The organism is Caldimonas caldifontis (genome assembly GCF_002930615.1).
Classification (GTDB): Bacteria; Pseudomonadota; Gammaproteobacteria; order Burkholderiales; family Burkholderiaceae_C; genus Caldimonas; species Caldimonas caldifontis.
Genome location: NZ_PSNX01000004.1, coordinates 232607 through 258258 on the forward strand (window position 1 = coordinate 232607; position 25652 = coordinate 258258).

At 66.7% G+C, this 25652-nt stretch carries 19 protein-coding genes, 2 tRNA genes, 1 pseudogene and 1 other annotated feature; of the genes and pseudogenes, 16 read left to right on the plus strand and 6 right to left on the minus strand.

The genetic code is table 11. The features are described 5' to 3' along the window. Window positions 1–5: 5 nt before the first annotated feature. The 3 genes from mnmC to earP all read right to left on the minus strand — a co-directional run bounded on the left by mnmC (window position 6) and on the right by earP (window position 3791). Window positions 6–1937 carry a bifunctional tRNA (5-methylaminomethyl-2-thiouridine)(34)-methyltransferase MnmC2/FAD-dependent 5-carboxymethylaminomethyl-2-thiouridine(34) oxidoreductase MnmC1 gene (gene mnmC, locus C1704_RS06355; protein WP_104301899.1) on the minus strand — a complete coding sequence of 644 codons (1932 nt, stop codon included), beginning with the start codon at window positions 1935–1937 and terminating at the stop codon, window positions 6–8. An 81-nt stretch (window positions 1938–2018) separates the two neighbouring features. Continuing rightward, window positions 2019–2573 (minus strand): elongation factor P, encoded by a 555-nt coding sequence (gene efp / locus C1704_RS06360; protein WP_104301900.1) that lies wholly within the window; start codon window positions 2571–2573, stop codon window positions 2019–2021. Window positions 2574–2687: 114 nt separating this feature from the next. Further along, complete coding sequence (gene earP / locus C1704_RS06365) at window positions 2688–3791, minus strand: elongation factor P maturation arginine rhamnosyltransferase EarP (RefSeq protein ID WP_104301901.1); 1104 nt, start codon at window positions 3789–3791, stop codon at window positions 2688–2690. A gap of 32 nt (window positions 3792–3823) precedes the next feature. Between earP and uvrC the strand changes: the two genes are divergently transcribed. Genes uvrC through C1704_RS06385 form a run of 4 tightly spaced genes read left to right on the plus strand, consistent with a single transcriptional unit; the run spans window position 3824 to window position 7804 of the window. After that, a complete protein-coding gene (gene uvrC / locus C1704_RS06370; protein ID WP_245876396.1) occupies window positions 3824–5767 on the plus strand; it encodes an excinuclease ABC subunit UvrC in 1944 nt (647 codons plus the stop codon). A 34-nt stretch (window positions 5768–5801) separates the two neighbouring features. Next, complete coding sequence (locus C1704_RS06375; protein WP_104301902.1) at window positions 5802–6311, plus strand: energy transducer TonB; 510 nt, start codon at window positions 5802–5804, stop codon at window positions 6309–6311. A gap of 15 nt (window positions 6312–6326) precedes the next feature. Next, window positions 6327–6896: a CDP-diacylglycerol--glycerol-3-phosphate 3-phosphatidyltransferase gene (gene pgsA / locus C1704_RS06380; RefSeq protein ID WP_104301903.1), complete on the plus strand. Its 570-nt coding sequence runs from the start codon at window positions 6327–6329 to the stop codon at window positions 6894–6896. Next, window positions 6893–7804 (plus strand): DMT family transporter, encoded by a 912-nt coding sequence (locus tag C1704_RS06385; RefSeq protein ID WP_104301904.1) that lies wholly within the window; start codon window positions 6893–6895, stop codon window positions 7802–7804. The genes pgsA and C1704_RS06385 overlap by 4 nt, the downstream gene beginning before the upstream one ends. Before the next feature lie 59 nt (window positions 7805–7863). On the opposite strand, the pseudogene C1704_RS06390 reads toward C1704_RS06385, so the two are convergent. Then, window positions 7864–8688, minus strand: a pseudogene (locus tag C1704_RS06390) (LysR family transcriptional regulator); the annotation flags it as partial. 89 nt (window positions 8689–8777) lie between these two features. Here C1704_RS06390 and C1704_RS06395 point away from each other — a divergent pair. The 8 genes from C1704_RS06395 (at window position 8778) to C1704_RS17420 (ending at window position 15488) form a co-directional block, all read left to right on the plus strand. Then, on the plus strand, window positions 8778–9662 hold the full coding sequence (locus C1704_RS06395) for an alpha/beta fold hydrolase (RefSeq protein WP_104301905.1): 885 nt from the start codon (window positions 8778–8780) through the stop codon (window positions 9660–9662). After that, window positions 9659–10771, plus strand: coding sequence for a tartrate dehydrogenase (locus C1704_RS06400; RefSeq protein ID WP_104301906.1), 1113 nt, complete (start codon window positions 9659–9661; stop codon window positions 10769–10771). The genes C1704_RS06395 and C1704_RS06400 overlap by 4 nt, the downstream gene beginning before the upstream one ends. A 238-nt stretch (window positions 10772–11009) precedes the next feature. Then, window positions 11010–11282: an HU family DNA-binding protein gene (locus tag C1704_RS06405; protein WP_104301907.1), complete on the plus strand. Its 273-nt coding sequence runs from the start codon at window positions 11010–11012 to the stop codon at window positions 11280–11282. A gap of 17 nt (window positions 11283–11299) precedes the next feature. Further along, a tRNA-Val gene (locus C1704_RS06410) sits at window positions 11300–11375 on the plus strand. A 198-nt stretch (window positions 11376–11573) separates the two neighbouring features. After that, complete coding sequence (locus tag C1704_RS06415) at window positions 11574–13448, plus strand: peptidylprolyl isomerase (protein WP_104301908.1); 1875 nt, start codon at window positions 11574–11576, stop codon at window positions 13446–13448. A 69-nt stretch (window positions 13449–13517) separates the two neighbouring features. Beyond that, window positions 13518–13593: transfer RNA gene (locus C1704_RS06420), tRNA-His, on the plus strand. Window positions 13594–13765: 172 nt separating this feature from the next. Continuing rightward, complete coding sequence (locus C1704_RS06425) at window positions 13766–15052, plus strand: tyrosine-type recombinase/integrase (RefSeq protein WP_104301909.1); 1287 nt, start codon at window positions 13766–13768, stop codon at window positions 15050–15052. A gap of 112 nt (window positions 15053–15164) precedes the next feature. Next, entirely contained in the window at window positions 15165–15488 is a 324-nt protein-coding gene (locus C1704_RS17420) for a hypothetical protein (RefSeq protein ID WP_146076039.1), read from the plus strand. On the opposite strand, the gene C1704_RS06430 is transcribed toward C1704_RS17420, so the two are convergent. Beyond that, a complete protein-coding gene (locus C1704_RS06430) occupies window positions 15489–17993 on the minus strand; it encodes a conjugal transfer protein TraG N-terminal domain-containing protein (protein WP_245876397.1) in 2505 nt (834 codons plus the stop codon). It lies immediately after the preceding gene. Between the two features lie 505 nt (window positions 17994–18498). On the opposite strand from C1704_RS06430, the gene C1704_RS06435 reads away from it, so the two are divergent. Next, window positions 18499–19977: a transposase gene (locus tag C1704_RS06435; protein WP_128001230.1), complete on the plus strand. Its 1479-nt coding sequence runs from the start codon at window positions 18499–18501 to the stop codon at window positions 19975–19977. 443 nt (window positions 19978–20420) lie between these two features. Here the strand turns inward: C1704_RS06435 and C1704_RS06440 are convergent. Beyond that, a protein-coding gene (locus C1704_RS06440; protein WP_104301911.1) for an IS3 family transposase occupies window positions 20421–21643 on the minus strand; the annotation gives its coding sequence in 2 pieces (ribosomal slippage) (window positions 20421–21358 and window positions 21358–21643; 1224 coding nt in all). Further along, window positions 21252–21368, minus strand: a sequence feature (AL1L pseudoknot). It overlaps the preceding gene by 117 nt. Before the next feature lie 165 nt (window positions 21644–21808). On the opposite strand from C1704_RS06440, the gene C1704_RS06445 reads away from it, so the two are divergent. The 3 genes from C1704_RS06445 to clpK all read left to right on the plus strand — a co-directional run bounded on the left by C1704_RS06445 (window position 21809) and on the right by clpK (window position 25637). After that, window positions 21809–22090, plus strand: a complete 282-nt coding sequence (locus C1704_RS06445) for a helix-turn-helix domain-containing protein (protein ID WP_104301912.1) — start codon at window positions 21809–21811, stop codon at window positions 22088–22090. A 35-nt stretch (window positions 22091–22125) separates the two neighbouring features. Next, window positions 22126–22695 carry an Hsp20/alpha crystallin family protein gene (locus C1704_RS06450; protein ID WP_104301913.1) on the plus strand — a complete coding sequence of 190 codons (570 nt, stop codon included), beginning with the start codon at window positions 22126–22128 and terminating at the stop codon, window positions 22693–22695. A 92-nt stretch (window positions 22696–22787) separates the two neighbouring features. Continuing rightward, window positions 22788–25637, plus strand: a complete 2850-nt coding sequence (gene clpK / locus C1704_RS06455; RefSeq protein ID WP_104301914.1) for a heat shock survival AAA family ATPase ClpK — start codon at window positions 22788–22790, stop codon at window positions 25635–25637. Window positions 25638–25652: the final 15 nt, after the last annotated feature.

The window sequence follows — 25652 nt, forward strand, 5'->3', positions numbered from 1 at the left end:
GCCCGTCACAGCGCTGAACGTCGTGCTGCACGGCTCAGGAAGCGCCCCAGGTCCACGGCGTCACGCAGGCCTGCTTCCACCGGGCAAGCCTGACCGGCGATCCAGGCCGCCGTGATCTCGCCGGCGAGCACCGACCAGGTGATCCCCCGCGAGCCCAGGCCAGTGCACACATGCAGGCCTGGCAGACGGGGCAGATGACGTGGCTGGGTGATGCGGCGGCCCAGCGCCGGCAGGGCGCCCGTGTCGGGCACCGGGCCGATCAAGGGCAGCCGGTCCGGTGTCACGGCGCGCCAGCCGACACGGCCGTCCAGGGTGGACGGATCGACAGCAGGTGACGACACGCCGAGCCTTGCGAGCTGGGCCAGGTTGTGCCCATGGTCACTCGCTCGCAATGTCGGATCCGCATCGCCGGGTTGGCTGGTGGCGCCGCACAGGGACATCCCCTCGTGCGCGGGCAGCAGGTAGCCCCCGGCTGCCACGGGCAGGCGGGGCAGCGCCAGGCCCGGCAGCGTGGCGGGCAAGCGGGTGATCTGACCGCGCACCCGTTGCAGGGGCCAGGGCCCCTGCGGCAGCAGCGCGTGGGCATCGAAGGCGTTGGCCAGCACGACCACCTCGGCCCGGGCCGCCACGGTGCCGTGGGCTGTCATCAGCACCCATTCGTCGGCCACTCGCGCCAGGCTGCGGATGTCCAGCCCGCCCCGCCAGCGCACGGCGTCGCCGACATCCGTGAGCAGGGCCTGTACCAGGTCGCTGGGGCGCAGCCAGCCGCCACCGGGAAAGAACCAGGCGGGGCGGCCCAGCGGCAGGCCGCTCAGGTGTTCGGCCCGGACGGTGTCCAGCGCCTGCACGTAGTCGGGTGGCAGGCCCTGGCGGTCCAGCACCGCCTGCATCGATTCCACGGGGCCATCATCGGCGCGCAGCAGGCCGGTGAAACCGCCTGTGATCAGGTGCCGGCCGCGCAGGCCGGGCAAGACCTGCTGCAGGCGCAGCGCGGCGGCGCGGTGCAACCGTGCGTGGGCGCCATCGTCGGGCAGGACGATGCCGTGGAAGAGCCCGCCGGGGTTGCCGGAGGCCTCGGCGGCCGGTCGCGCCTGGCGGTCGATCAGTTCGCAGGTCCAGCCCAGTGCGGCCAGGCCACGGGCGACGCTGGCGCCGGCCAGGCCTGCACCCAGCACGACGACATGGCGAGAGGCGGCAGGTGCCGGTGCCTCGGCCGCCGGCAGCGGTGGGATGTGGCGGGGCGCGAAGCGGGCCACGGTCATCTCGCGCTTGCCGCCGAAGCCCGGGGCGCGCTCGACCATGAAGCCCGCCTGGGCCAGGCCGTCGCGCACCGCGCGCGAGGCGCTCCAGGTGGCGGCGGAGGCGCCGGGGGCGGCCAGGCGGCCCAGCGCGGACATCAGGCGTTCGCTCCACATCTCGGGGTTGCGGTCGGGCGCAAAGCCGTCGAGATAGAAGGCATCGGCGCGCAGCCGCAACTCGGGCAGCAGGGCCGCCACGTCGCCGAAGGCCAGCGTGAGCCGTACCTGCCCACCGTCGAAGTCCAGCCGGTGCAGGTTGGGCGTGAGCGGGGGCCATTGCGCGAGCAAGGTCTCGGCAAGTTCGTCCAGCGGGTGATCTGCCAGCACGCGGGCGAGGTCGTCGCGCGTGAGCGGGTGCTTCTCGATCGAGACGAAGTGAAGCCGCCCGCAGCGCTGCACATCGGCCCGCCAGGCCGCCCAGGTGGCGAGGAAGTTGTTGCCCAGGCCGAAGCCGGTCTCCACGATGGTGAAGTCGCTGCGGCCAGCCCAGCGCTGCGGCAGGTCGTTGCCCCGCAGGAAGACATGCCCGGCCTGCGCCAGCGCGCCCGCGCGCGCGTGATAGACGTCACCGAAGGCGGGCGCAAACGGCACGCCGTCGCGGATCTCGACGAGGGCGGGCCGGATCGGCTGGGTGTTCATGTGCTCGAAGTGTGGCCCAGGAAAGTCTGGCCCAAGAAAAAGCCGGCCCAGGGGCCGGCTCTTCGCGCAGCAGCGTGCCGCTCAGACGCGCTTGCGGTATTCGTGCGTACGGGTGTCGATTTCCACCTTGTCGCCCTGGGCCACGAAGATGGGCACCTGGATCTCGAAGCCGGTGGCGATCTTGGCAGGCTTGAGCACCTTGCCCGAGGTGTCGCCCTTGACGGCCGGCTCGGTCCAGGTGATCTCGCGCACCACCGAGGTGGGCAGTTCCACGGAGATGGCCTTGCCGTCGTAGAACACCACTTCGACTTCCATGCCGTCTTCCAGGTAGCTGATGGCGTCGCCCATGTTCTCGGCCTCGACCTCGTACTGGTTGTACTCGGTGTCCATGAACACATACATCGGGTCGGCGAAGTAGGAGTAGGTGCACTCCTTCTTGTCGAGGATGATCTGGTCCATCTTGTCGTCGGCCTTGAACACAACCTCCGTGCCGGAGTTGTTCAGCAGGTTCTTCAGCTTCATGCGCACGGTGGCGGCATTGCGGCCGCCACGGCTGTACTCGGTCTTGAGCACGACCATGGGGTCCTTGCCCTGCATGATCACGTTGCCGGCGCGGATTTCCTGTGCAATCTTCATGGTGAGTCCCTCTCGGGGGTCGTTCCTGGGGTCGGGTCGGTCCTGGCGTCAGGCGCGATGGCATTCCGGTCTGTCATGGCGACCGGAAATCCAGGAACCGCAAAGCCCTATATTCTAACCTGAGTGGGCTGCAGGGGTTTGCGTCAAGGCCAGCAGTTGCGTGCACAAGTCGGCCTGCCTGGCGAGTTGCCCGGCCCATTGCCGTGAATGGCCCTGCCAGGCGTGCGGGTCTGGCCAGGATGCCGGTCGCAGCGGCGCAAGGTCCGCCGCGAGGCCGTTCCAGGAGCGCCACAGGGCCCGCAGCGGGTGGCCCACGGTGGTGGGGGCGTGGAGCAGGTAGCGGTCGAGGAAGGCCTCCAGCTTCAGGGCGTGGGCCCCGTCGCTCTGGGGATAGATGTGCCAGATGAAAGGGCGCTCGGCCCATTGGGCCCGCACGAAGGAATCCTCCCCCCGCACCACGTTCAGGTCGCAGGCCCACAGCAGACGGTCGAACTCGGGCTGGGGCAGGGCGGGCAACCAGCCCAGGCGCAGGGCCCCCAAACGGTCGATGCGGCCTTCGCAGGCGGACCGGCCCAGCAAGGCCTCCACCTGGCGGGTGGCGAGTCCCGGTGTCACCAGCAGGAGCGTGGGCTGCTCGGCCAGGGCTTCCAGCCAGGCCGGCAGGCGGGGCGTGTCGTAGCAAAAGAGCGAGATCACCTGCTCATGCGGCGCTCGAACGAAACCTCGGGCGGCCAGCCACGCAGTGCCATCGAAGGCGGCCCGTTCGGCCCGCAGGCCCGGCTCTCGCAACAGGCCCCCGGTGTTGGGAGTGAAGCCGGGGTAGAAGAAGCGCTTGACCAATCCGGCGCCGGGTGACTGGAACCGCGGCGACGGCAAGCCGTGTGAGCGCTCGACATAGTCCTCGGCACTGAGGTATTCGAGGTTGATCCACATCGGCGGCGGGGTGCGAGCCGCCATGCGCTCGATGTAGGCATCGGGAGGGTCGCAGCCGAAGGCTTCGATCACGACGTCGCCAGGCTCGACCGGATCCCAGTGTTCCCGCCAGTGGCGCACCTCCACGCGGGGGCAGCCTTGGGGCGCCATCCAGGCCAGGGCAGACGGGTCGTCCACCCACAGCCGGACGGCCTGGCCACGGCCGGCCAGGTCGGCCGCGAGCCGCCAGCACACCCCGATGTCGCCGTAGTTGTCGATGACCCGGCAGAAAAGATCCCAATGCATCCCCACATTGTGAGGGCGGCACAATCGCGCCCATGACTTCCGACGAGAGCCCCGACCCGCGCCCCGAGACACCACCGGTCGCCGACCCGTCCGAGGCGCAGCGCGAGAGGCTGCTCGCCGAAGTGGCTGCCTTGCCCGGCCTGCCGGGGGTCTACCGCTACTTCGACGCCCAGGGCACCGTGCTCTATGTGGGCAAGGCGCGAAACCTGAAGAAGCGGGTGTCGAGCTATTTCCAGAAGAACCATGGCGGCACGCGCATCGGCCACATGGTCACGCGCATCGCCCGGCTGGAGACGACCGTGGTGCGCAGCGAGGCCGAGGCCTTGCTGCTGGAAAACAACCTCATCAAGACGCTGCACCCGCGCTTCAACATCCTCTTCCGCGACGACAAGAGCTATCCCTACCTGAAGATCGCCTCGCACGCTTTCCCCCGCCTGGCCTACTACCGTGGGGCGGTGGACAAGAAGCACCGCTACTTCGGGCCCTATCCCAGCGCCTGGGCGGTGAAGGAATCGATCCAGCTGCTGCAGAAAGTCTTCCGCCTGCGCACCTGCGAAGACACTGTCTTCAACAACCGCACGCGACCCTGCCTGCTCTATCAGATCAAGCGTTGCTCGGGCCCTTGCGTGGGTTTCATCAGCCCTGAGGACTATGCCCGCGACGTGGCGCATGCCGAACGCTTCCTGCTCGGCGAACAGCAGGAGGTGATGGACACCCTGCAGGCGCAGATGATGGCGCATGCTGAGAAGCTGGAGTTCGAGCAGGCCGCCGAGATCCGCAACCAGCTCGGTGCGCTGTCGCGCGTGCTGCATCAGCAGGCCGTGGACACGGGCAGCGACCGCGATGCCGACATCCTGGCGGTGAAGGTGCAGGGCGGCCGAGCCTGCGTGAACCTCGCGATGGTGCGCGGAGGGCGTCACCTGGGCGATCGCGCCTACTTTCCCACTCACGTTGAAGAAGCGGCCGCCGTGGCGGTGGACGAAGACGAGTTGCAGGAGGTTTGCGAACGCTCATCGGTGGAGTCCCGGGTGCTGGAGGCCTTCATCGCCCAGCACTACCTGGACGGCGGGGTGCCGCCCCTGCTGGTGGTGAGCCACCCGGTGGACAAATCGCTGCTGGAGGCGTTGTCGGTGCAGACCGGGGTGAAGATCAACGCCGTGCACCAGCCGCGCGAGCAGCGGCGCGCGTGGCTGGAGATGGCCGTCAAGGGCGCCGAGCTGGCGCTGGCTCGGCTGCTGGCCGAAGAAGGTTCGCAGCAGGCGCGCACGCGTGCGCTGGTGGAGGCGCTGGACCTCAGTACCGAAGACCTGGACCGTTTCCGCATCGAATGCTTCGACATCAGCCACACGGCCGGCGAAGCCACCCAGGCCTCGTGCGTGGTGTTCGAGAACCACAAGATGCAGAACGCCCAGTACCGCCGCTACAACATCGAGGGCATCACCGGCGGTGACGACTACGCCGCGATGCGCCAGGTGCTCACGCGGCGCTATGCCAAGCTGGCCGAGGCGGCGGGCAAGGGCGAGGCGCGGCTGCCCGACTTCGTGCTGGTGGACGGCGGGCGCGGCCAGGTGGCCATGGCGCGCGAGGTCTTCGAGGAGCTGGGGCTGGACCTCGGCCTCATCGTCGGCGTGGAAAAAGGCGAGGGCCGCAAGGTGGGCCTGGAAGAGCTGGTGTTTGCCGATGGGCGCGAGAAGGTCTATCTCGGGCGCGACTCGGCGGCGCTGATGCTGGTGGCGCAGATCCGCGATGAGGCGCATCGCTTTGCCATCACCGGCATGCGGGCCAAGCGGGCGTCGGTGCGCACGGGCGGCTCGAAGCTGGAGGACATCGCCGGCGTGGGACCGAAGAAGCGGGCTAGACTCCTGCAGCGCTTCGGCGGCCTGCGCGGCGTGGCCCAGGCCAGTGTGGACGACCTGGCCACGGTGGACGGCATCTCGCGCGAGCTGGCCGAGGAGATCTACAAGGCGCTGCACTGACACAACCACCGCGCCTGCACCGAGGAGAGCTTGCATGAGGCCCCACCCACTTCGCCGATCCCACCTGTTGTGGACGTCATCGCTGCTGGCCTGCGCCGTGCTGCTGGGCTGCTCCCCGTCACCGCGGGCACCGGCGCCGCCTCCTGCATCGCTTCCCGCGCCGACAGCGCCCGAGGCGCGTCCGGTGGACCCTGGCGTGCCGGTGCCGGTGGACGCGCGTGCACGCAGCTGGGACGACTACCGCCTGCGCGCCGCGCGTCGCATCGTGGCCGCCAATGCCGGCGGCATCTACCTCGACACTCCACCCGATGTGCTGCTGGCCATTCCCGTGCTGGCCATCGACCTCAACGCGGACGGCAGCGTGCGGCGCATCGAGGTGCTGCGCTACCCCGGTCAGGCGCGCGAAACCACGCAGGTGGCCATCGAGGCCGTGCGGCGGGCAGCCCCCTTCGGCAGCGTGGCCCATCTGCCGCGGCCCTGGCGCATCACCGAAACCTTCCTGTTCCGGGATGATCGACGCTTCAAGCCCCGTACGCTGGACTGAGCCACAATCGCCCCCATGTTCTTCAATCTCCCCACCTTGCTGACCTGGGCCCGGATCGTGGCCATCCCGCTCATCGTGGGGGTGTTCTACCTGCCCTCGCTCGACGGGGCGACGCGCAACCTGACGGCCGCTGTGCTGTTCATCATCTTCGCGCTCACCGACTGGGCCGATGGCTGGCTGGCCCGGCGCATGAACCAGACTTCGGCCTTTGGCGCTTTTCTCGATCCGGTGGCCGACAAGTTCCTGGTGTGCGCGTCGCTGCTGGTGCTGGTCGAGCTCGACCGCGTCGGAGCCCTGATCGCCCTGGTGATCATCGGCCGCGAGATCGCCATCTCGGCCCTGCGCGAATGGATGGCCAGCATCGGCGCCTCGCGCAGCGTGGCGGTGCACATGCTGGGCAAGCTCAAGACGGGCACCCAGATGGTGGCCATTCCCTTCCTGCTCTATGACGGCGTGATCCTGCGCTTCATCGACACGCGCCTGTGGGGCACGGGCCTCATCTACCTTGCGGCCATCCTGACCATCTGGTCGATGGTGTACTACCTCCAGAAAGCGCTGCCGGAGATCCGGGCGAAGTCGCGATGAACGCCTGGGGCCAGGGTGCGTTGCTGCGCGCCGCGCCTTGGGTCTTCGTGCTCATCTGGAGCACCGGCTTCGTGGTGGCCCGCTACGGCATGCCACATGCGCCACCCATGAGTTTCCTGGCCTGGCGCTTTGCCTTCTCGGTGCTCGGCCTGGTGCTCTGGGCCCGCTGGGCCGGCGCGCGCTGGCCCACCACCCGTTCGCAGTGGGGCCACTTGGCGGTGGTGGGGGTGCTGCTGCATGCCGGCTACCTGGGGGGCGTGTGGGCCGCCGTGAAGGCGGGCATGGGCGCCGGTCTGGTGGCGCTGATCGTGGGCTTGCAACCCGTGCTCACGGCCGTGTGGGTGAGCGCCGTCGATCGACTGGGGGAAGGGCGCGTCAGCCTGCGCCAGTGGGCCGGGCTGGGCCTGGGGTTTGCCGGCCTGGTGATGGTGGTGTGGGACAAGCTGGGTGTCGGCGAGGCCGGCCCGGTCAGCCTCGCGCTGGCGTTGTGGGCGCTGCTGGCCATCACTGCAGGCACGCTGTACCAGAAGCGCCATGTGGTGGCAGGTGATCCGCGCACCGGCAATGCCGTGCAACTCATGGCCGCCCTGGCCGTTGCCGCGCCACTGGCCTGGCTGGAAGCCGAACCCATCGTGCTGCACCCGCATTTCATCGGGGCCATGGCGTGGTCGGTGCTGGTGCTCACCCTGGGCGGCAATTCGCTGATGTACCTGCTGATCCAGCGTGGGGCCGCCACGGCCTTCACGAGCTTGCTCTACCTCGTGCCGCCGTGCACGGCGGTGCTGGCCTGGCTGCTCTTTGGCGAAACCCTGACGGCGCTGGCCTTGGTCGGCATGGGCATCGTCGCCTGGGGCGTGTGGCTGGTGGTGCGCAGCCAGGGCGGATCGGCCAGCCACCCCACCAGGTGATCCTGCAGCAGTCGCAGCCGCCAGGGCAGGGGCGCGCCCGCAGCGCGCGGGCGGACCACCCAGTGCACGTCGGCATCGAGCATGGCGTAGTCGGGCAGCACCTGCACGAGTCGGCCATCGGCCAGGGCCTCGTGCACGTCCCACAGTGAACGCAGCATCAGGCCCCGCCCGGTCAGCGCCCAGTCGCGCACGACCTCGCCAGAGTTGCTCGACAGCGGCCCGCTCACGCGCACGGCCACTTCAGCGGGGCGACGCCGGCGGTCCAGCGCCGTGAGTCGCCAGGTGGCATAGCGGCTGTCATGCTCGCGCACCACCAGGCAGTGGTGATGCGTCAGTTCGGCAGGATGTTGCGGCGCGCCGTGCTCGCGAAGGTAGTCGGGGGAGGCCACCACCACGCGCCGGTTGGCCGCCAGCTTGCGCATCACCACCCCGCCTTCGGGTGGCTGCCAGAGCCACACGGCGGCGTCGAAGCTGCCGGTGCCCAGATCGGGCCATTGCTCCATGAGCTGGAGCTGCACCTCCACCGCCGGATGACGCGCCTGGAAGTCGGCAATCGCCGGAGCTACCCAGCGCCGGCCGAAGCCCAGCGTGCTGGCCAGCCGGATCAGCCCGCGCGGTTCCCCCACACGCTCCTGCAATTCGGTTTCCAGGTCGGCCAGCCCGGCCTGCAGCTCGCGCGCTCGCGCACAGAAGATCTCGCCTTCATCGGTGAGCCCCAGGCGACGGGTGGTGCGATGGAAGAGCCGCAGGCCCAGGCGGGATTCCAGCGCCGCCAGCCGCTTGGTCACGGCGGGCGGCTCCGTGTCGAGTGCTCGCGCCGCGGCCGCAAGGCTGCCTTGGTCGGCCACGGCCAGCACCAGTTGAAGGTCTCGGTGCTCGATCACTCAGTCGCTCCGTTTGATTCCGCAAAGGAAATAATATCTTGCCTTATTGTTTCTTGTGCAGGCCTCGGTGAGAAGAACACAATGCGTCCATGTTCAAGCGCTACACCCAAAGCCAGGTGCGCACCTCGGGCGCGCAGATCGCCGTGCGTCATGGGGGTGAGGGGCCGGCTCTCGTGCTGCTGCATGGCCATCCCCAGACCCACGTGATGTGGCACCTCGTGGCCGATGCGCTGGCCGAGCACTTCAGCGTCTTTGCGATCGACCTGCGGGGCTATGGCGCTTCGTCCCGTCCGCCCGCGGACCCTGAGCACGTTCGCCATAGCAAGCGGGCGATGGCCCAGGATGTGGTGGAGGTGCTGCGCCATTTCGGCCATGAGCGCTTTGCCGTGCTCGCGCACGACCGGGGAGCGCGGGTGGCCCACCGACTTGCGGCGGACCATCCCGGGTGCGTGCAAAGGCTGATGCTGCTCGACATCGCTCCCACGCTGGCCATGTACGAAGGCACGACCCAGGACTTTGCGCAGGCCTACTGGCACTGGTTCTTTCTCACGCAGGCCGCACCACTGCCTGAGCGCCTGATCGAGGCCGACCCGGGCTTCTACATTCGCCAGGTGATGGGTCGGCGCCATGCAGGGCTGTCCATCTTTGCCCCCCAGGCGCTGGCGGCCTACGAGGAGGCACTGCAGCGCCCCGGATCTGCCACGTCCCTTTGCGAGGACTATCGCGCCTCGGCCGGCATCGACCTGTCCCACGACCGCGAGGACCGTGCGGCCGGCCGCCGGCTGCCGCAGCCGCTGCGTGTGCTCTGGGGCCGTCACGGCACGGTGGGGCGATGCTTCGATGTGCTGCGCCTGTGGCGCGACGTGGCGGAACAGGTTGACGGGCGTGCGCTGGACTGCGGCCACTACCTGGCCGAGGAGCGCCCTGACGAGGTGCTCCAGGATGCGTTGGAATTTTTCAAGGAGACCCCATGACGTTGAACTCACCGGCGGGCAAGGCCCGCATCGCCGTGATCGCCGGAGACGGCATCGGCAAGGAAGTGATGCCCGAGGGCCTGCGCGTGCTCGACGCCGCGGCGCGCCGCTTCGGCATTGCATTGGAAGTGGACGAGTTCGATTTCTCGAGCTGGGACTATTACGAGCGCCACGGCAAGATGCTGCCCGACGACTGGAAGGACCGCATCGGCGGCCATGACGCCATCTTCTTCGGTGCGGTCGGCTGGCCCGAGAAGATCCCCGACCACGTCTCGTTGTGGGGGTCGCTGCTGCGTTTTCGCCGTGAGTTCGACCAGTACATCAACCTGCGTCCGGCCCGCCTGATGCCTGGCATCCGCTCGCCGCTGGTACGCCGTGACGGCAGCCAACGTGCCGCCGGAGAGATCGACATGATGATCGTGCGCGAGAACACCGAGGGCGAATACTCCTCGGTTGGCGGACGCATGTACGAAGGCACCGAGCGCGAGATCGTCATCCAGGAAACCGTGATGAGCCGCATCGGGGTGGACCGCGTGCTGAAATTCGCCTTCGACCTGGCCCAGTCGCGCCCGCGCCGCAAGCTCACGTCCGCGACCAAGTCCAATGGCATCGCGATCACCATGCCTTACTGGGACGAACGAGTCGAGGCCATGGCCCAACAGTATCCAGATGTGACCGTGGACAAATTCCACATCGACATTCTCACGGCTCACTTCGTGCAACGCCCCGATCACTTCGACGTGGTGGTGGCGAGCAACCTCTTCGGTGACATCCTCAGCGACCTGGGCCCGGCCTGCACCGGCACCATTGGGATTGCGCCGTCGGCCAACCTCAACCCGGATCGGCGCTTTCCTTCCTTGTTCGAGCCGGTGCATGGCTCGGCACCGGACATCGCCGGGCGCAACATCGCCAACCCCATCGGGCAGATCTGGTCGGCTGCCTTGATGCTCGATTTCCTGGGACACAAGACGGCGCACGACGCCATCCTCGCCGCCATCGAGGCGGTGCTCGACCCGGCCAGCGGCGCGCCTCGCACCCCCGACCTCGGGGGGAGCGCAAGCACGCAAGACCTCGGTCGCGCCATCGAGCAAACCCTGTCTGTTGCTTGACGCCCGAGCGGGCGAAAGGCGCACAACCCCTGTCAAGACGAGATTTCACGCGGATCATTCACTCATGAAGCAACGGCAAAGCGCATAGAATCCGCATCCGCCCTTGACACTGTCGAGGGTGCTGGCTGTAATGGTTGTGCAGCTTTTCCAGCCGCCAAATCCACCATCACAGCGTCATGCGCAATCGCGGCGCCGGGATTCATATCTTCTGTGTGAGACACCTTGAGAGGGGGTTTTCGTGAACAAGACTGAACTCATCGAGCACATCGCCAAGCAAGCCGACATCTCCAAGGCCGCGGCCAGCCGCGCGCTGGAGGCCATGATCGGCGGCGTGCGGACCACCCTGAAGAAAGGGGGCACCGTGTCGCTGGTGGGCTTTGGCACCTTTGCGGTAGGCAAGCGCGCAGCACGCAGCGGCCGCAATCCGCGCACGGGGGCCACCATCAAGATCAAGGCGGCCAAGGTGCCGAAGTTCCGTCCGGGCAAGGCTCTCAAGGACGCTCTCAACTGAGAGTGGGGCGTCCGCCCGGGTGCTTAGCTCAGCTGGTAGAGCGGCGCCCTTACAAGGCGTAGGTCGGCGGTTCGATCCCGTCAGCACCCACCAAATGACCCAGGTCTCCGTGTTCAAGGGCCGGAACGCGTTCCGCTAGAATGCTTCGGTTTTTGCTGCATCAGGCAGCAACGCTCGCGAACCCGGGCCCACCGAGTCGACTCCAAGGCGAACCCCGGTTCGCCTTTGTTGTCTCTGAAGGCTGATTCCCTTTCTGCGGCCGGCCTGCCGCCCACCCAAGAGGTCCGTTCGATGTTCGACGCCATTCGCAACAACTCCCGTGTCCTGTTTTTCGTGCTGTTGTTGTTGATCATCCCGTCCTTTGTGTTCTTCGGTCTGGATGGATACACCCAGTTCCGGGAGGGCCGGCAGGTGGTGGCCACCGTGGCGGGGCAAGAGATCACCCAGGGCGAGCTGGATGCGGCCCACCGGCGGTCCATCGAACGCGTGCGCCAGCAGATGCCGGGTGTGGACCTCGGCATGCTCGACACGCCCGAGATGAAGCAGAGCACGCTGGATTCCCTGGTGCGCGAACGGGTCATGGCCTTGGCGGCTGACAAGCTCCACCTGGTCACCGGCGACGAGCGCGTGCGCCGCATCTTCCAGAGCGACCCGCAGTTCGAGTTCCTGCGCCGGCCCGATGGCACCGTCAACCAGGAAATCCTCTCGGCCCAGGGCCTCAGTTCCCAGCAGTTCACGGAAAGCCTGCGCCGCGATCTCTCGCTGCGCCAGGTGATGGCGCCCCTGTCGGCGAGCGCCACGGCGGGCCGCAGCGTGCGCGACCAGGCCATCGATGCCTTCCTTCAGGCGCGTGACGTGCAATGGACGCTGTTTGCCGCCTCGGACTATGCCTCCCGCATCCAGCCCACTGAAGAGGAAATCGCCGCCTACTACGGCGATCCGGCCAACGCGGCGCAGTTTCTCTCCCGCGAGCACGCCTCGATCGAATATCTCGTGCTGGACAGCGAGGCCGTCCAGCAAGGCATTTCGGTATCGGAAGACGATCTGCGCAAGTACTACGAAGAGAACATCTCGCGCTACTCCACGCCGGAGGAGCGCCGCGCCAGCCACATCCTGATCCGGGCTGAGCCGGGCCAGCGGGATGCCGCGCGCGCCAAGGCCCAGGAGTTGCTGGACCAGCTCAAGGCCCGGCCCGAGGCCTTCGCCGAACTGGCGCGCCAGCATTCGCAGGATCCGGGTTCCGCAGCGAACGGTGGCGATCTCGACTTCTTCGGACGCGGCGCCATGGTCCAGCCCTTCGAAGACGCGGCCTTCTCGCTCAAGCCGGGCGAAACCAGCGGCCTGGTCGAAACCGACTTCGGTGTGCACATCATCCGCGTCACTGCGGTGCGTGGTGGTGAACGCAAGCCCTACGAGACGGTGCGCGATGAGATCGAGAAGACCGTGCGCGCTCAGCTGGCGCAGACGCGCTTCGCCGAAGTGGCCGAGCAGTTCAGCAACCTGGTCTATGAGCAGCCCGACAGCCTGCAGCCTGCGGCCGATGCGCTGCGCCTGCCGGTGCGCAAGGCCGAGCGCGTCGAACGCACCCCCGCACCCGGGGCGGAAGGCCCGCTCGCCAGCGCCCGTCTGCTGGAGGCTCTGTTCAGTCCTGACAGCCTGAGCACCAAGCGCAACACCCAGGCGATCGAGGTGGGCTCGGGGCAACTCGTGTCGGCCCGCATCGTCGAGCACTCGCCGGCGCGCACCCTGCCCCTGGAAGAAGTCCGTGCGCAGGTGCGCGAGCGGGTGGTGGCACGCAAGGCGGCCGAGCAGGCCCGCCAGGAGGGCCAGTCGAAGCTCGCGGCGTGGAAGGCCGCACCCGAGAGCGCCGCTTTGGGCGTGAGCAAGACGGTATCGCGCCTGGACGCAGGTGAACTGCCCCCGGATGTGCTGCGCGCTGCCCTGGCCGCGTCGCCCGACACACTGCCGGCCTGGGTGGGCGTGGACCTGGGCAGCACCGGATATGCCGTGGTGCGCGTGAACAAGGTCCTGGGCCGCGACACCCGGCCCGGCGGCGAGCAGCTTGAAGCTCAGTATGCGCAAGTCTGGGGCGCGGCCGAAACCCAGGCCTACTATGAATCGCTGAAGCAGCGCTTCAAGGTCAAGACCCAGCCGCTCACCCGCTGAGCGCTGGCCTTGCCGAGGCGGGCATCTGGACGACCCAGGCGGAACCCGGCTATAATTTCAGGCTCTGCGGTGGCTGTAGCTCAGTTGGTAGAGTCCCAGATTGTGATTCTGGTCGTCGTGGGTTCGAGTCCCATCAGCCACCCCATCCCAGCGTTTCATCAGGTCCCATGCCGGACCGAACTTCCCGCTAAATCAACGACTTAGACAGTCGCTTGAGTCAGGAAGGCTCCTGTCGTCCCACGGCAGCGCAGCGAAGTTGGGGGAACATCTGGGGGAACAAATGGCGTGTTCGCAGCCATTTGACGTTTTGTTCCCCCATGCTCACCGACAAGCAGTGCAAGAACGCGAGTTGCGACGCGGGTAGGCCCCGCGTGCGCCTGGCCGATTCCGGCGGTCTGTACCTGGAGGTCTCGCCCTCTGGGTCCAAGCGCTGGTTCTGGAAGTACCGCTTCGACGGGAAGGAGAAGCGCCTTGCCCTCGGGGCCTATCCAGATCTGGGTCTGAAGGAGGCCAGGGTCGCACGTGATGATGCGCGCAAGCAACATCAGTCCGGCGCAGATCCGGTGCTCACGCGGCAGGTGGAGCGCCTCAGTTCCCGGTTCGACGCCAACGCCAGCTTCGAGGTGACCGCGCGTGAGTTCCACGCGACCAAGAAGGTCGGCTGGAGCGATCACTACGCCAAGCGCTGGATGGAGCGCCTCGAGAAGGACATCTTCCCCTGGCTGGGCAAGCTTCCGCTCTCCCAGATCGGCGCACCGATGCTGCTGCAGACGCTGCGGCGCGTCGAGGCACGTGGCACGCGCGAACTGCCACACTCTCTGCTGGAAGCCTGCGGGCAGGTGTTTCGATATGGCGTTGCCACCGGACGTTGTGAGCGCAGCCCCGCTTCGGATCTGCGCGGCGCACTGAAGCCGGTGCTGACCAGACACGTCTCGGCGATCGTCGAACCGGATCAGGTCGGCGACTTGATGCGCGCGATCGACAGCTACCACGGTCACCCCGTTACCCGGGCGGCACTGCTTCTGTCGGCGCTGCTCTTCCAGCGGCCAGGGAACATCCGGCAGATGGAGTGGGCCGAGCTGGATCTCGAGGCAAGGATGTGGGCGATACCCTCCGCCAAGATGAAGCGGACAAAGCGGGAGAAGATCAACGGAAGGCCGCATCTGGTTCCGCTCGCCACCCAGGCTGTAGACGCTCTGAAGGACCTGATGCCGCTGACCGGCCGAGGGCGATACGTGTTTCCGTCCCTGATCAGTGCCAAGCGGCCGATGAGCGAGAACACGGTCCGCGTTGCCCTGCGCCGGCTGGGCTTCGACAACGAGACGATGACTCCCCATGGATTCCGGGCGATGGCCCGTACCGTGATGGTGGAGCGGCTCAACGTGGCGCCGGACGTGATCGAGGCGCAGCTGGCACATGGGAAGTCCGGCCCGCTGGGCGCTGCCTACGACAGGGCGGAGTTCATCGAACAGCGGCGCGAGATGATGAAGGCTTGGGCGGACTATTTGGACGAACTCAAGACCAAGCCGCTGGGCAGACCTCGCGAGAAGGATCGGACTGCAGACGGGACGCATCGAACAGAAGGTTGCGCGCCACCTGCATGAAGGCGCCTGCGTCGGCTGCGTAGCGGCCTCGGTCCCGGAACAGCCTGTAGCCGCTTTTTGCGATCACGTAATTCACACTGTGCGTCCTGCAATTGACGTTTGTGAGGAGACCATGAGACGCCTCCTTCTCTTGTTGGTCGTTGCTGCATTTGCAGCAGTCGGCTGGACGTCTGGGGCTGACAGCGGAGTGGGAACGCAGGTCGTGCTGGCAGGCATTGCTGCGCTGTTTGGGATCGCAATAGGTGGTGCGCTGTTCCGGCGCAAGGCGCGAGCGACCCGAAACGATGTCGATACTGGTCACGATATTCCTGGAATGGGAACGTCTACGGCCGACATCGCAGCCAACTACTGGCGGGACAGGGGCCACCCGCCGCTCATGAAGCCACCATCGCCGCCGCCGGATCAGCACATCCACGATCCGGACCGGCTGGCCTGACTACCTTCGCTTCAGCAGGTCCTTCACTGCGTCGGCAGCGCCCTCGGCGGACTCCTTGGCATCCGCAGCTACTTGCTTGGCGGCGCGCTTGAGCAGTGATTGCCCTGCAACCAAGGTTCCATCCTCGCTTCGCCCGGCGTCAGCAGCCGAGTTCAACGCGCCGCTCTGTTGCTGAACACCTTCGCGGATCGCCTGGCCGCGCCGTGAAACTGCGTCACGGAGTGTGCCGGGCGCAATCGGTGGAGGTACAGCTCCAGATGGCAGACCGGGCTGGCGAGCGACTGCAGCATCGCCAGTGCGTTTCACGCTCTCGACATCTGGGCCCTCGGCCAGCTGATTGACCTGACGCGCATGTTGCGTCCTGAGGGACTCAAATGACAGCGGCACGGCAGTACCGTCAGAGAGGGTCCGGTTCGGTCCGAGTGACTGCCTAGCAAGCTCGGCCTCCATCAGGGCACGGGCGGCGGCACTCGTGCCACCGTACTGCTCGGCGTACCGTGTGAACATGGCGAGGTTGTGCGGGTCCTGGGCAATGTCGAGCGCGATCACCTCACCCCGTTCATAGGCTGCGCTCACGCGCTCCGCATAGGCGCTCCGATCTGAGAGACCGGCCTCGGCGCGCGAACTCCGGGTAGAGCTCGAGTTCAAGCGTGAAGACAGTTCACGTGCCTCGCGGGCGTCAGATGCGACAACCGACGCGAAGCTTGAGTCGCGGGACACTCGGTCGCCGAACTGCTTGAACTCGGCCAACTGCTCCGAGGTCAAGGCGCCCAGTACCCTCTGCTGGTCTGCCGAAAGCCCCGCCAGGTATCCCTTCTCTGCGTTGGCAGTTGCTCGAGCGCCGGCAACTGGTGTGGAGACACCGAGATGACCAGAGGCGCCGAAAGCGATTCGTGCGACTTGCGACTGGCTCATCCCCGTGCTGTCGGCGACGCTCCTCGTGATCTGGTCCAACCGGTTCAGCGTCTGCCCCAACTGCTCGAAGCTGCTGGATGTCGACCCCGTGCTGCTCCGCGATGACTTCAGCTTTGCCAAGCCCTTGGTGAATGCCTCGGACAGCACCGCCGAACGCTCGGTGCTGGCAGCGACCGCCTCGCTGCGGGCTGCGTCGACCTGGCGGCTCGCGTCCTGCACGTCCTGCTCGCTCACACGCATCGAGACGACCCGGGACGCGTAGCCCTGGTTGCGCAGCAGGCTCACGGCGGTCCGGCCGGTCAGCATGTTCGACGAGAAGGTGTTGCCGCTGATGTCGTTCTGCCAGTTGCTCATGAACGCGGACGTCCGGTTCGGCGCAAGCCGGATCTGGTCCATCGAGACATTGCCCATGCTCAGGTTGCCCGCGGCGGCACCTGCCGTGGCGCCGGCCACCATCGACTGCAGGCCTGAGAGGCCGCCCACCAGCGCGGTGCCAAAGGTCTCCATCCGCTTGAGCGCCGCCCAGGCGATGAACGGGATGCTGATGGCGAGGTAGCCGACAACGGCCTCGCCGGAGATCGCCCGGGAGTAGATCGTCGATGCCGTCTGCAGCGACAGAGCCTTGGCGCCGCTGCCAAGGTCGGCTGCTGCCGCGAGGTCGTAGGCGGCATAGATGGATGCCATGTAGTTGAGCACGGCGTACAGCGGTGGCCAAAGCTGGATCCAGATCAGCACCGCGGCATAGCCCTTGAAGGCCAGCATGGTCTCGCGCCCGCTGGTCAGCAGCATCAGCAGGACGAGGAGGGGGAACAGCGCGTAGGTGATGGCCTCGATCACGTTGCGGAACACCGGCAGCGCCTGCTCGGCGACCTTGCCGGCGTTCAGCCAGGCCGCGTTCTGCTGCGCCACGGACTGCGCCCGCCCGACAGCCAGCACCATGGCCGCCGGGTCGTTCACCTTCTGACCGATGATGTTGCTGGTGTCGTTGATCGCATTGAGCACTGCGTTCTGGCGGATCAGGTCGGCCGCTGTCGCTGCCGCGGTCGCGATGCTGTTCTTCAGGTAGGCCTGCTGGATCTGCCCGGCGATGGCGGCATTGGCGGCTGCCGCCGGCAGCGTCGGATTCAGCTGGAAGGCGAGCTTGCCCTGGATGCGGGTCAGCTGCGCGGGAAGCCGACCGTTGAGGTTCGTGTAGGCATTCGGGCAGGTGTCGACGGTGATCGAGCCGCCGGCGCTGGTCAGGGTCGTGAAGCGGGCCGGGTTGGGCGATGCCATCAGCGCCCACACGTCGTCCGAGCTCGAGAACGTGCCCGGATCGACCGTGCCGTCGATCAGGTCGTACATCGTGCAGTTGTGGATGAAGTTGACCAGGTCCGTGCGGAAGTTCGGATCCTGGAAGGCGACGCCTCCAGTCTCCCGGATGAGGCGGTTGCCGAACATCAGGCCGTTCTTCTCGTAGCTCAGTTCGCTCGGCAGGGCGCCGACACCCGGGATGACCTGGAATGCCGTCTCGAACAGGCCCGTGAGCGTGTGCCCGACCGTGCTGGTGACGCTGCCGAGGAAGGCCACGCCGAAGGGGACGTTGGCCACCACCAACGATGAGGACGGAGAACACCAGCAGCACCGTGGCCAGCCACTTCCAGCCCTGCAGCTTCTCGGGCGCGAAGGCGTAGGCCACCAGCGCCGCGATGAACCCGCAGAAGGCCACGGCGGCGACCGCCGCCATGTAGTCGCCAGAGCCGTGGATGGTTGCCGCAGCGTTGAAGATGCCGAACAGGCTGTCGGCGTTCTGGTAGGCGTAGATCTCCCACATGCGTCGCTCCAGGGGGAGCGTGGATCCTGAAGCGATGTGACGATGGCGTCGGCCAGGAACGACCTCAAAAGCACGGGGATATCGGCACTAAGGTGAACGACGGACTCCCGCCGGGGCTGGCCCACCCCAACCGGCTGCACCCGGTGGAGGGCCATCTTCTTGCACCCACAAGCCCGACCGAAGGGCGATGGCGAGTGCAGGGCGATGCTGGGACGGTAGAGGTCCCCATCGAGTCCTCTGCATGCCGTGCACGCCGCCCGCCAGCCCGGTTCCTTACCCGGCTTGGCCAGCCGGCTCCACTACGAACGCCACCGACCGGAGCAGACCACGCTGTACCGCCTGGTCCAGCAGCATGCGGCCAGCTTCATCGCCCACACCGAGGCCAGCACGGACGCCGAGTTGCCGCGGTTCATCAAGGACGAGTTCGACGCCTTCCTCGAGTGCGGCATCCTGGCGCATGGATTCCTGCGGCTACGCTGCGGCGAGTGCGGCCACGACAAGCTGCTGGCCTTCAGCTGCAAGCGCCGGGGATTCTGCCCCTCTTGCGGCGCCCGGCGCATGTCGCAGACCGCTGCGCACCTGGTCGACCACGTCATCCCGCACGTGCCGGTGCGGCAATGGGTGCTGTCGCTGCCGATCCCGCTGCGCGTGCTGCTGGCCGCGCAGCCGGAACTGGTCACGCCGGTGCTGCAGGTGGTGCAGCGCGTGGTCACGCGACATCTGCTGCGGCAGGCGGGGCTCAAGGCTGACGAAGGTCACGGCGGCGCCGTCACGCTGATCCAGCGCTTTGGCTCGGCCGCCAACCTCAACATCCACCTGCACTGTCTGGTACTGGACGGGGTGTACTGCTGCGACGCCGATGGTTCGCCGGCCTTCATTGAGGCGGATGCGCCCACCGACGACGAATTGCACGCGCTGCTGCAGACCGTCATCGCCCGGCTGATGAAGATGCTCACGCGCCGGGGCGTGCTGGTCGAAGACATGGGCCAGACCTACCTGGCCGAGCCGGATGCCGACGGCGAGGAGGCGCGCACGCTGCGGCCGCTGCAGGCCGCGGCCATCACCTACCGAATCGCCTTCGGGCCGCGCGCCGGGCAGAAGGTGCTGACCCTGAGAGGCGCGATGCCGCGCGAGGACTCGGCCCGCCAGCCGCTGTGCGCCGACATCGACGGATTCAGCCTGCACGCCGCGGTGCGGGTCGAAGCCCATGACCCCAAGCGGCTGGAGCAGCTGTGCCGCTACATCACCCGGCCGGCGCTTTCCGACGAACGGGTGCAGGTCAATGCCGCCGGGCAGGTCGAGCTGAAGCTGAAGACACCGTGGCGCGACGGCACGACGCATCTGGTCTTGAGCCCGCTGGAGTTCATGCAGCGGCTTGCGGCGCTGGTTCCCCGGCCGCGTCTGCATCTCATCAGGTTCCACGGCGTGCTGGCGCCCAACGCCAAGCTGCGGTCCCTGGTGGTGCCGCAAGGGCCCGAGGTGGAGGAACGGGCCACCGCAGCCGTTGCCGCCAGCGAATGCGTGGTCCAGACCGAGACTAACCCGGACCGGCCGGACCGACCGCACCGAATTGCTTGGGCGCGGCTACTCAAGCGCGTGTTCGACATCGACATGCAGCACTGCCCCAACTGCGGCGCCGGGGAGCTCAAGATCATCGCGGCCATCCTGGAGCGACCGGTGATCGAGAAGATCCTGACCCACCTGGGACTGGATCCGCAGCCGCCGCCCAGAGGCCGAGCGCGCGAGGCGCGGCAAGACTGAAGCCGCCTGAGCCGCGTCGACCGTCCCGGACACCGTACACATCACAAAGGGCTGCGCAGCCTGGCGCCAGTGGCCGGTGGCGCTGCGCCCGCGTGCGGACTGGATGGCGGAAAACACAGGGTCAACCCCGAGATCAAGGCCCAACGAGCGCGAGGCGAGCCGTCAGGGCGGGCCGAATCCAGACAAGGCAACGGCCCAGGCGCCAGTTCCAAGCCATCCAGGCAGGCATCGGCTGCCCACCCAGGGCTGAGTCGGGCTTTCCAGGCTTTTCACAGACCAGACCGTTTGAAATTCCTATGCGCCAGCACTTGTAGGCTCCCGATCAAACCTTTACCTATCGCCGGATCGGACTGCCCCAGCACACCCTCTCTGGAAATTTGAGTCACATCAATCGCCCAGCAGGTTGAACCGCCCCGGGAATCGCGGAGGCCAGTTGGTTTGAGTCAGGCAGTCGCGGCCTGACCAGCGCGTTGGCGATGGTAGTTCGCCTCGAACTCGGCCGGGGGCACGTAGCCCAGCGGCCCCATCAAGCGGTGGTGGTTGAACCAGGACACCCACTCCAAGGTGGCCAGTTCCACCGCCTGCTTGGTCTTCCACGGCCCCCTGCGGTGGATCACTTCGGCCTTGTAGAGCCCGTTGATCGTCTCGGCCAGGGCGTTGTCGTAAGAGTCGCCCTTGCTGCCCACGGAAGGCTCGATGCCCGCCTCGGCCAGCCGCTCGCTGTAGCGAATCGACAGGTATTGCGATCCTCTGTCCGAGTGATGCACCAGGCCATCGCCTTCGGACGGCTTGCGGTCGTACAGCGCCTGCTCCAGCGCATCGAGCACGAACTCGGTGTGCATCGAACTGCTCTGGCGCCAGCCCACGATGCGCCGGCTGAACACGTCCACCACGAAGGCCACGTACACCCAGCCCTGCCAGGTCGAGACGTAGGTGAAGTCCGAGACCCAGAGCTGGTTGGGTCGCTGGGCCTTGAACTGCCGGTTGACCTTGTCCAGCGGACACGCCGCCTTGGGGTCGGGCACCGTGGTTCGCTGCGTCTTGCCCCTGCGCACGCCCTGCAAGCCTTGCTGGCGCATCAGCCGCTCCACGGTGCAGCGCGCCACGGTAACGCCTTGGCGGTTGAGTTGCCGCCAGACCTTGTCGGCCCCATAGACCTGCAGGTTGCTGCGCCAGACGTCCTCGATGCGGGGCAGCAAGGTGCTGTCTCGTTGGGTGCGCAGCGAGCGCAGGCTTGGATTGCGCAGCCGTGCGGCGTGTCGTCGGTACGCCGAAGGGGCGATCTGCAGGGTGCGGCAGATCGACTCGACCCCCAGGCGCTGGCGGTGCTCGTCCACGAACGCGTTCAGGACTTCAGGCGGCGGTCGAGTTCCGCCTGGGCGAAAAACGCGCTGGCCAGCTTCAGGATCTCGTTGGCCTTGCGCAGTTCGCGGTTCTCTCGCTCGAGATCCTTGATGCGCCGTGCATCCTCGCTCGTGAGCCCCTCGCGCTGGCCGGTGTCGCGCTCGTGCTGCTTGATCCAGTTGTCCAGCGTCTGGGCTGTGCAGCCGATCTTGCCAGCGATGGATTCAATGCACGCCCACTGCGACGCATGTTCGCCACGGTGCTCCAGCACCATGCGCACCGCGCGCTCGCGCACCTCGGGGGAAAACTTCGACTTCCTCATCTTGGCTCCATCTTCTCAAATGAAGGAGCCTCCTCAGAAACCGGGGCGGTTCAGGTCGCTGGATGTTGACTCTTGAATTTCGGCATGTTAGGCGCAATATCTTGCAAAGTCTTGCAAGAATTTCCTCAGGCGAGGCCGCGTTACGACGGAACTTGTGGGGGTGGTATGACAGCGCGCCAGCAGGCGATCTGCACACTCGACGAGTTGGCTGCCTACTTGAAAGTCGGCAAGCGGACGCTCTACCGGCTCGCCGCGCACGGGGAAATTCCGGCCTTCAAGGTGGGCGGGACATGGCGGTTTCGTCAAAGTGAAATCGATCGATGGATCAATGATCAGACCCAAGCAGGCAGAAAGAAGGAGGTGATACGCACAGATGAGCAGCCAAAGTCAGCGAAACATCCCGTGTCGCCTGGGCGCGCTGTCCGTCGCCGCAGGCAAACGGAGTGAGCGAGAGTCTTCGATTTTTCTTCTGGAGGTGTGACATGGACTTTGATTTCAAGAAATTGGCTCCCTGGAACTGGTTCAAGAAGGAGCAGGAAGAACAACAGAGCACGGCCTCGCTGCCGGTGCAGCGCAATGACCTGCCGGTGGCGGGTGGGCCCGTCAGTCCCATCCTGCAATTGCATCGCGATATCGACCGCCTGTTCGACGACGCGTTTCGAGGCTTCGGTTTCCCGACGCTGGCCATGCCACGCTGGCCGTCGGACTGGCCGGGCATGCTGAAGCCGGCGCTGGACATCCAGGAGACCGACAAGCAGTACAAGATCGCCCTGGAAGTACCCGGCGTCGAGGAAAAAGACATCCAGATCACGCTCGACAACGACGTGCTGCTGGTGCGCGGTGAAAAGCGTCAGGAGCAGGAAACGAAAGACGGCGGTTTCCACCGGGTGGAGCGCTCCTACGGCAGCTTTCAGCGCGCTCTGAACCTGCCGGCCGATGCCAACCAGGACACGATCAAGGCCGCTTTCAAGAACGGTGTGCTCACGATCACGATGGAAAAGCGCGAGGCCAGTACGCCCAAGCAGGGGCGCTCGATCCCGATCAACGGCTGACGCGGGGCAGCGCGTTTTTCTCAAAACCACAAAGAGATGAGGCACCGTGATCGGCGGTGCCTCGTCAGATCAATCTTTACAGGAGCATCAGCATGGCCAGAAAACAATGCCAAGTCTGCGGCCAGCCCGCCACGGTGCGGGTGGAAGCCAATCTCAATGGTCGCCACAGCACCATGCTGTTGTGTGACGATCACTATCGCCAACTGGTGCGCCAGCAAAAGCGCACCGTCTCACCGCTGGAAGCCTTGTTCGGCTCGCGCAGCGGGCTGTTCGAAGACTTCCTTGGCAGCGACTTCTTCCGCATCGGTGACGACGCACCGTCCATGGCGGCCGATACCGACGAGGTCGTCGATGCCTCGTTCGGCGAACCCGCCCCGGCCGGTACGGGCACCGCGCGCCGTCGCGGCAGTGGGCTCGCCAGCCGTATCAGCGAACAGTCCGAGGCCCTATTGCAGGAGGCCGCCCGACACGCTGCAGAGTTCGGGCGCGCCGAAGTCGATACCGAACACCTGCTGCTGGCGCTATCCGACAGCGACGTGGTCAAGACCATCCTGGGGCAGTTCAAGATCAAGGTCGATGACCTTAAGCGCCAGATCGAATCCGAAGCCAAGCGCGGCGATAAGCCGTTCGAGGGCGAGATCGGCGTGTCGCCCCGGGTCAAGGACGCGCTCAGCCGTGCTTTCGTGGCCTCCAACGAACTCGGCCACTCTTATGTCGGGCCGGAGCATTTCCTGATCGGGCTCGCCGAGGAAGGCGAAGGTTTGGCGGCCAACCTGCTGCGCCGTTACGGCCTCACGCCGCAAGCGCTGCGCCAGCAGGTAAGCAAGGTGGTCGGCAAAGGGGCCGAGGATGGCCGCGCCGAGACGCCGACCAACACGCCGGAACTCGACAAGTATTCGCGCGACCTCACCAAGATGGCGCGCGAGGGCAAGCTCGATCCGGTCATCGGCCGCGCGCAGGAGATCGAGACGACCATCGAAGTGCTGGCCCGGCGCAAGAAGAACAACCCGGTGCTGATCGGCGAGCCCGGCGTCGGCAAGACCGCCATCGTCGAAGGGTTGGCGCAGCGCATGGTGGCCGGCGAAGTGCCTGAGACGCTGCGCGACAAGCGCCTGGTGGAACTCAACATCAATGCCATGGTGGCTGGCGCCAAGTACCGGGGCGAGTTCGAGGAGCGCGTGCAGAAGGTGCTCAAGGAAGTGACCGAGCACCAGGGCGAGCTGATTCTCTTCATCGACGAGGTGCACACCATCGTCGGTGCAGGCCAGGGTGGCGGCGAAGGCGGGCTGGACGTGGCCAACGTGTTCAAGCCGATGATGGCGCGCGGCGAACTGAACCTGATCGGCGCCACGACGCTCAACGAGTACCAGAAGTACATCGAGAAGGACGCCGCACTGGAGCGTCGCTTCCAGCCGGTGATGGTGCCCGAGCCGACGGTAGCGCAGACCATGATGATCCTGCGCGGCCTGCGCGACACCTTCGAGGCGCACCACAAGGTCAGCATCACCGAGGATGCGATCATCGCCGCCGCCGAGTTGTCGGACCGCTACATCACCGCGCGCTTTTTGCCTGACAAGGCCATCGACCTGCTCGACCAGGCGGCCGCACGCGTGAAGCTGTCGGCCACGGCCCGCCCGGTGGCGGTGCAAGAGCTGGAGTCCGAACTGCACCAGCTACGGCGTGAGCAGGACTATGTGGCCTCGCGCAAGCAGTACGACAAGGCCGCCGAGCTGGGCAGGCGCATCGAGGCCAAGGAGACTGAACTCAAGAAGCTCGTCGAGGAGTGGGAACGCGAGCGCGCCTCGGGCAGCGCCGAAGTCAAGGCCGAGCATGTCGCGCAGATCGTCTCGCGCCTGACCGGCATTCCGGTCAACGAGCTGACGGTGGAAGAACGCGAGAAGCTGCTGCATCTGGAGCAGCGGCTGCACGAGCGCCTGGTGGGCCAGGACGAAGCGGTGCGCGCGGTGGCCGATGCCGTGCGGTTGTCGCGCGCGGGCCTGCGCGAAGGCAGCAAGCCGGTGGCGACTTTTCTGTTCCTCGGGCCGACCGGCGTGGGCAAGACCGAGCTCGCCAAGGCGCTGGCCGAGTCCATCTATGGCGATGAAGGTGCGCTGCTGCGCATCGACATGTCCGAGTACGGGGAACGCCATACCGTGGCACGCCTGGTGGGCGCGCCTCCGGGTTACGTCGGCTACGACGAGGGTGGCCAGCTCACCGAGAAGGTGCGGCGCAAACCCTACAGCGTGTTGCTGCTGGACGAGATCGAGAAGGCTCACCCCGACGTCTACAACATCCTGCTGCAGGTGTTCGACGACGGGCGGCTCACCGACGGCAAGGGCCGGGTGGTGGATTTCACCAATACCATCATCATCGCCACCTCGAACTTGGGCTCGGACATCATCCAGCGTCGGCTGAAGGCCCGTGGCGCCGCCGGCGAGGAATACGAGAAGACCAAGGGCGAGGTGATGGACGTGCTGCGCGGACACTTCCGCCCCGAGTTCCTCAACCGCATCGACGAGATCATCGTCTTCCATGCGCTGGGCAAGGAGGAGATCCGCCATATCGTCGGCCTGCAGCTCGATCGTGTGGCCCGCAACGCCGCCAGCCAGGGCGTGACGCTGACCTTCGATCAGACCTTGATCGATCACTTCGCGGAGGAAGGCTACAAGCCCGAGTTCGGCGCGCGTGAGCTCAAGCGGCTGATCCGCAGCGAGCTGGAAACTGCTCTGGCGCGCGAGATGCTGGGTGGCGGTATCGGCAAGGCCGATCAAGCCAGCGCCCGCTGGGACGACAAGGCCGAACGGGTGGTCTTCGAGCGCCAGGAGCCACCCGCGAAGCCGGCCGAGCCTGAGAAGCCCGATGCCGCGAACGTGGCCGAGACGCCGCCGAGCGACGCGAGCAAGCCTGCGCGCAAGAAGAAGTCAGCGGGCGGCGAATCTTGAGTCATGGGGAGGCTG

Coding starts and splice junctions, on each gene's coding strand:
- mnmC (WP_104301899.1), bottom strand. CDS start 1,937: ATGAACACCCAGCCGATCCGGCCCGCCCTCGTCGAGATCCGCGACGGC.
- efp (WP_104301900.1), bottom strand. CDS start 2,573: ATGAAGATTGCACAGGAAATCCGCGCCGGCAACGTGATCATGCAGGGC.
- earP (WP_104301901.1), bottom strand. CDS start 3,791: ATGCATTGGGATCTTTTCTGCCGGGTCATCGACAACTACGGCGACATC.
- uvrC (WP_245876396.1), top strand. CDS start 3,824: ATGACTTCCGACGAGAGCCCCGACCCGCGCCCCGAGACACCACCGGTC.
- C1704_RS06375 (WP_104301902.1), top strand. CDS start 5,802: ATGAGGCCCCACCCACTTCGCCGATCCCACCTGTTGTGGACGTCATCG.
- pgsA (WP_104301903.1), top strand. CDS start 6,327: ATGTTCTTCAATCTCCCCACCTTGCTGACCTGGGCCCGGATCGTGGCC.
- C1704_RS06385 (WP_104301904.1), top strand. CDS start 6,893: ATGAACGCCTGGGGCCAGGGTGCGTTGCTGCGCGCCGCGCCTTGGGTC.
- C1704_RS06395 (WP_104301905.1), top strand. CDS start 8,778: ATGTTCAAGCGCTACACCCAAAGCCAGGTGCGCACCTCGGGCGCGCAG.
- C1704_RS06400 (WP_104301906.1), top strand. CDS start 9,659: ATGACGTTGAACTCACCGGCGGGCAAGGCCCGCATCGCCGTGATCGCC.
- C1704_RS06415 (WP_104301908.1), top strand. CDS start 11,574: ATGTTCGACGCCATTCGCAACAACTCCCGTGTCCTGTTTTTCGTGCTG.
- C1704_RS06425 (WP_104301909.1), top strand. CDS start 13,766: ATGCTCACCGACAAGCAGTGCAAGAACGCGAGTTGCGACGCGGGTAGG.
- C1704_RS17420 (WP_146076039.1), top strand. CDS start 15,165: ATGAGACGCCTCCTTCTCTTGTTGGTCGTTGCTGCATTTGCAGCAGTC.
- C1704_RS06445 (WP_104301912.1), top strand. CDS start 21,809: ATGACAGCGCGCCAGCAGGCGATCTGCACACTCGACGAGTTGGCTGCC.
- C1704_RS06450 (WP_104301913.1), top strand. CDS start 22,126: ATGGACTTTGATTTCAAGAAATTGGCTCCCTGGAACTGGTTCAAGAAG.
- clpK (WP_104301914.1), top strand. CDS start 22,788: ATGGCCAGAAAACAATGCCAAGTCTGCGGCCAGCCCGCCACGGTGCGG.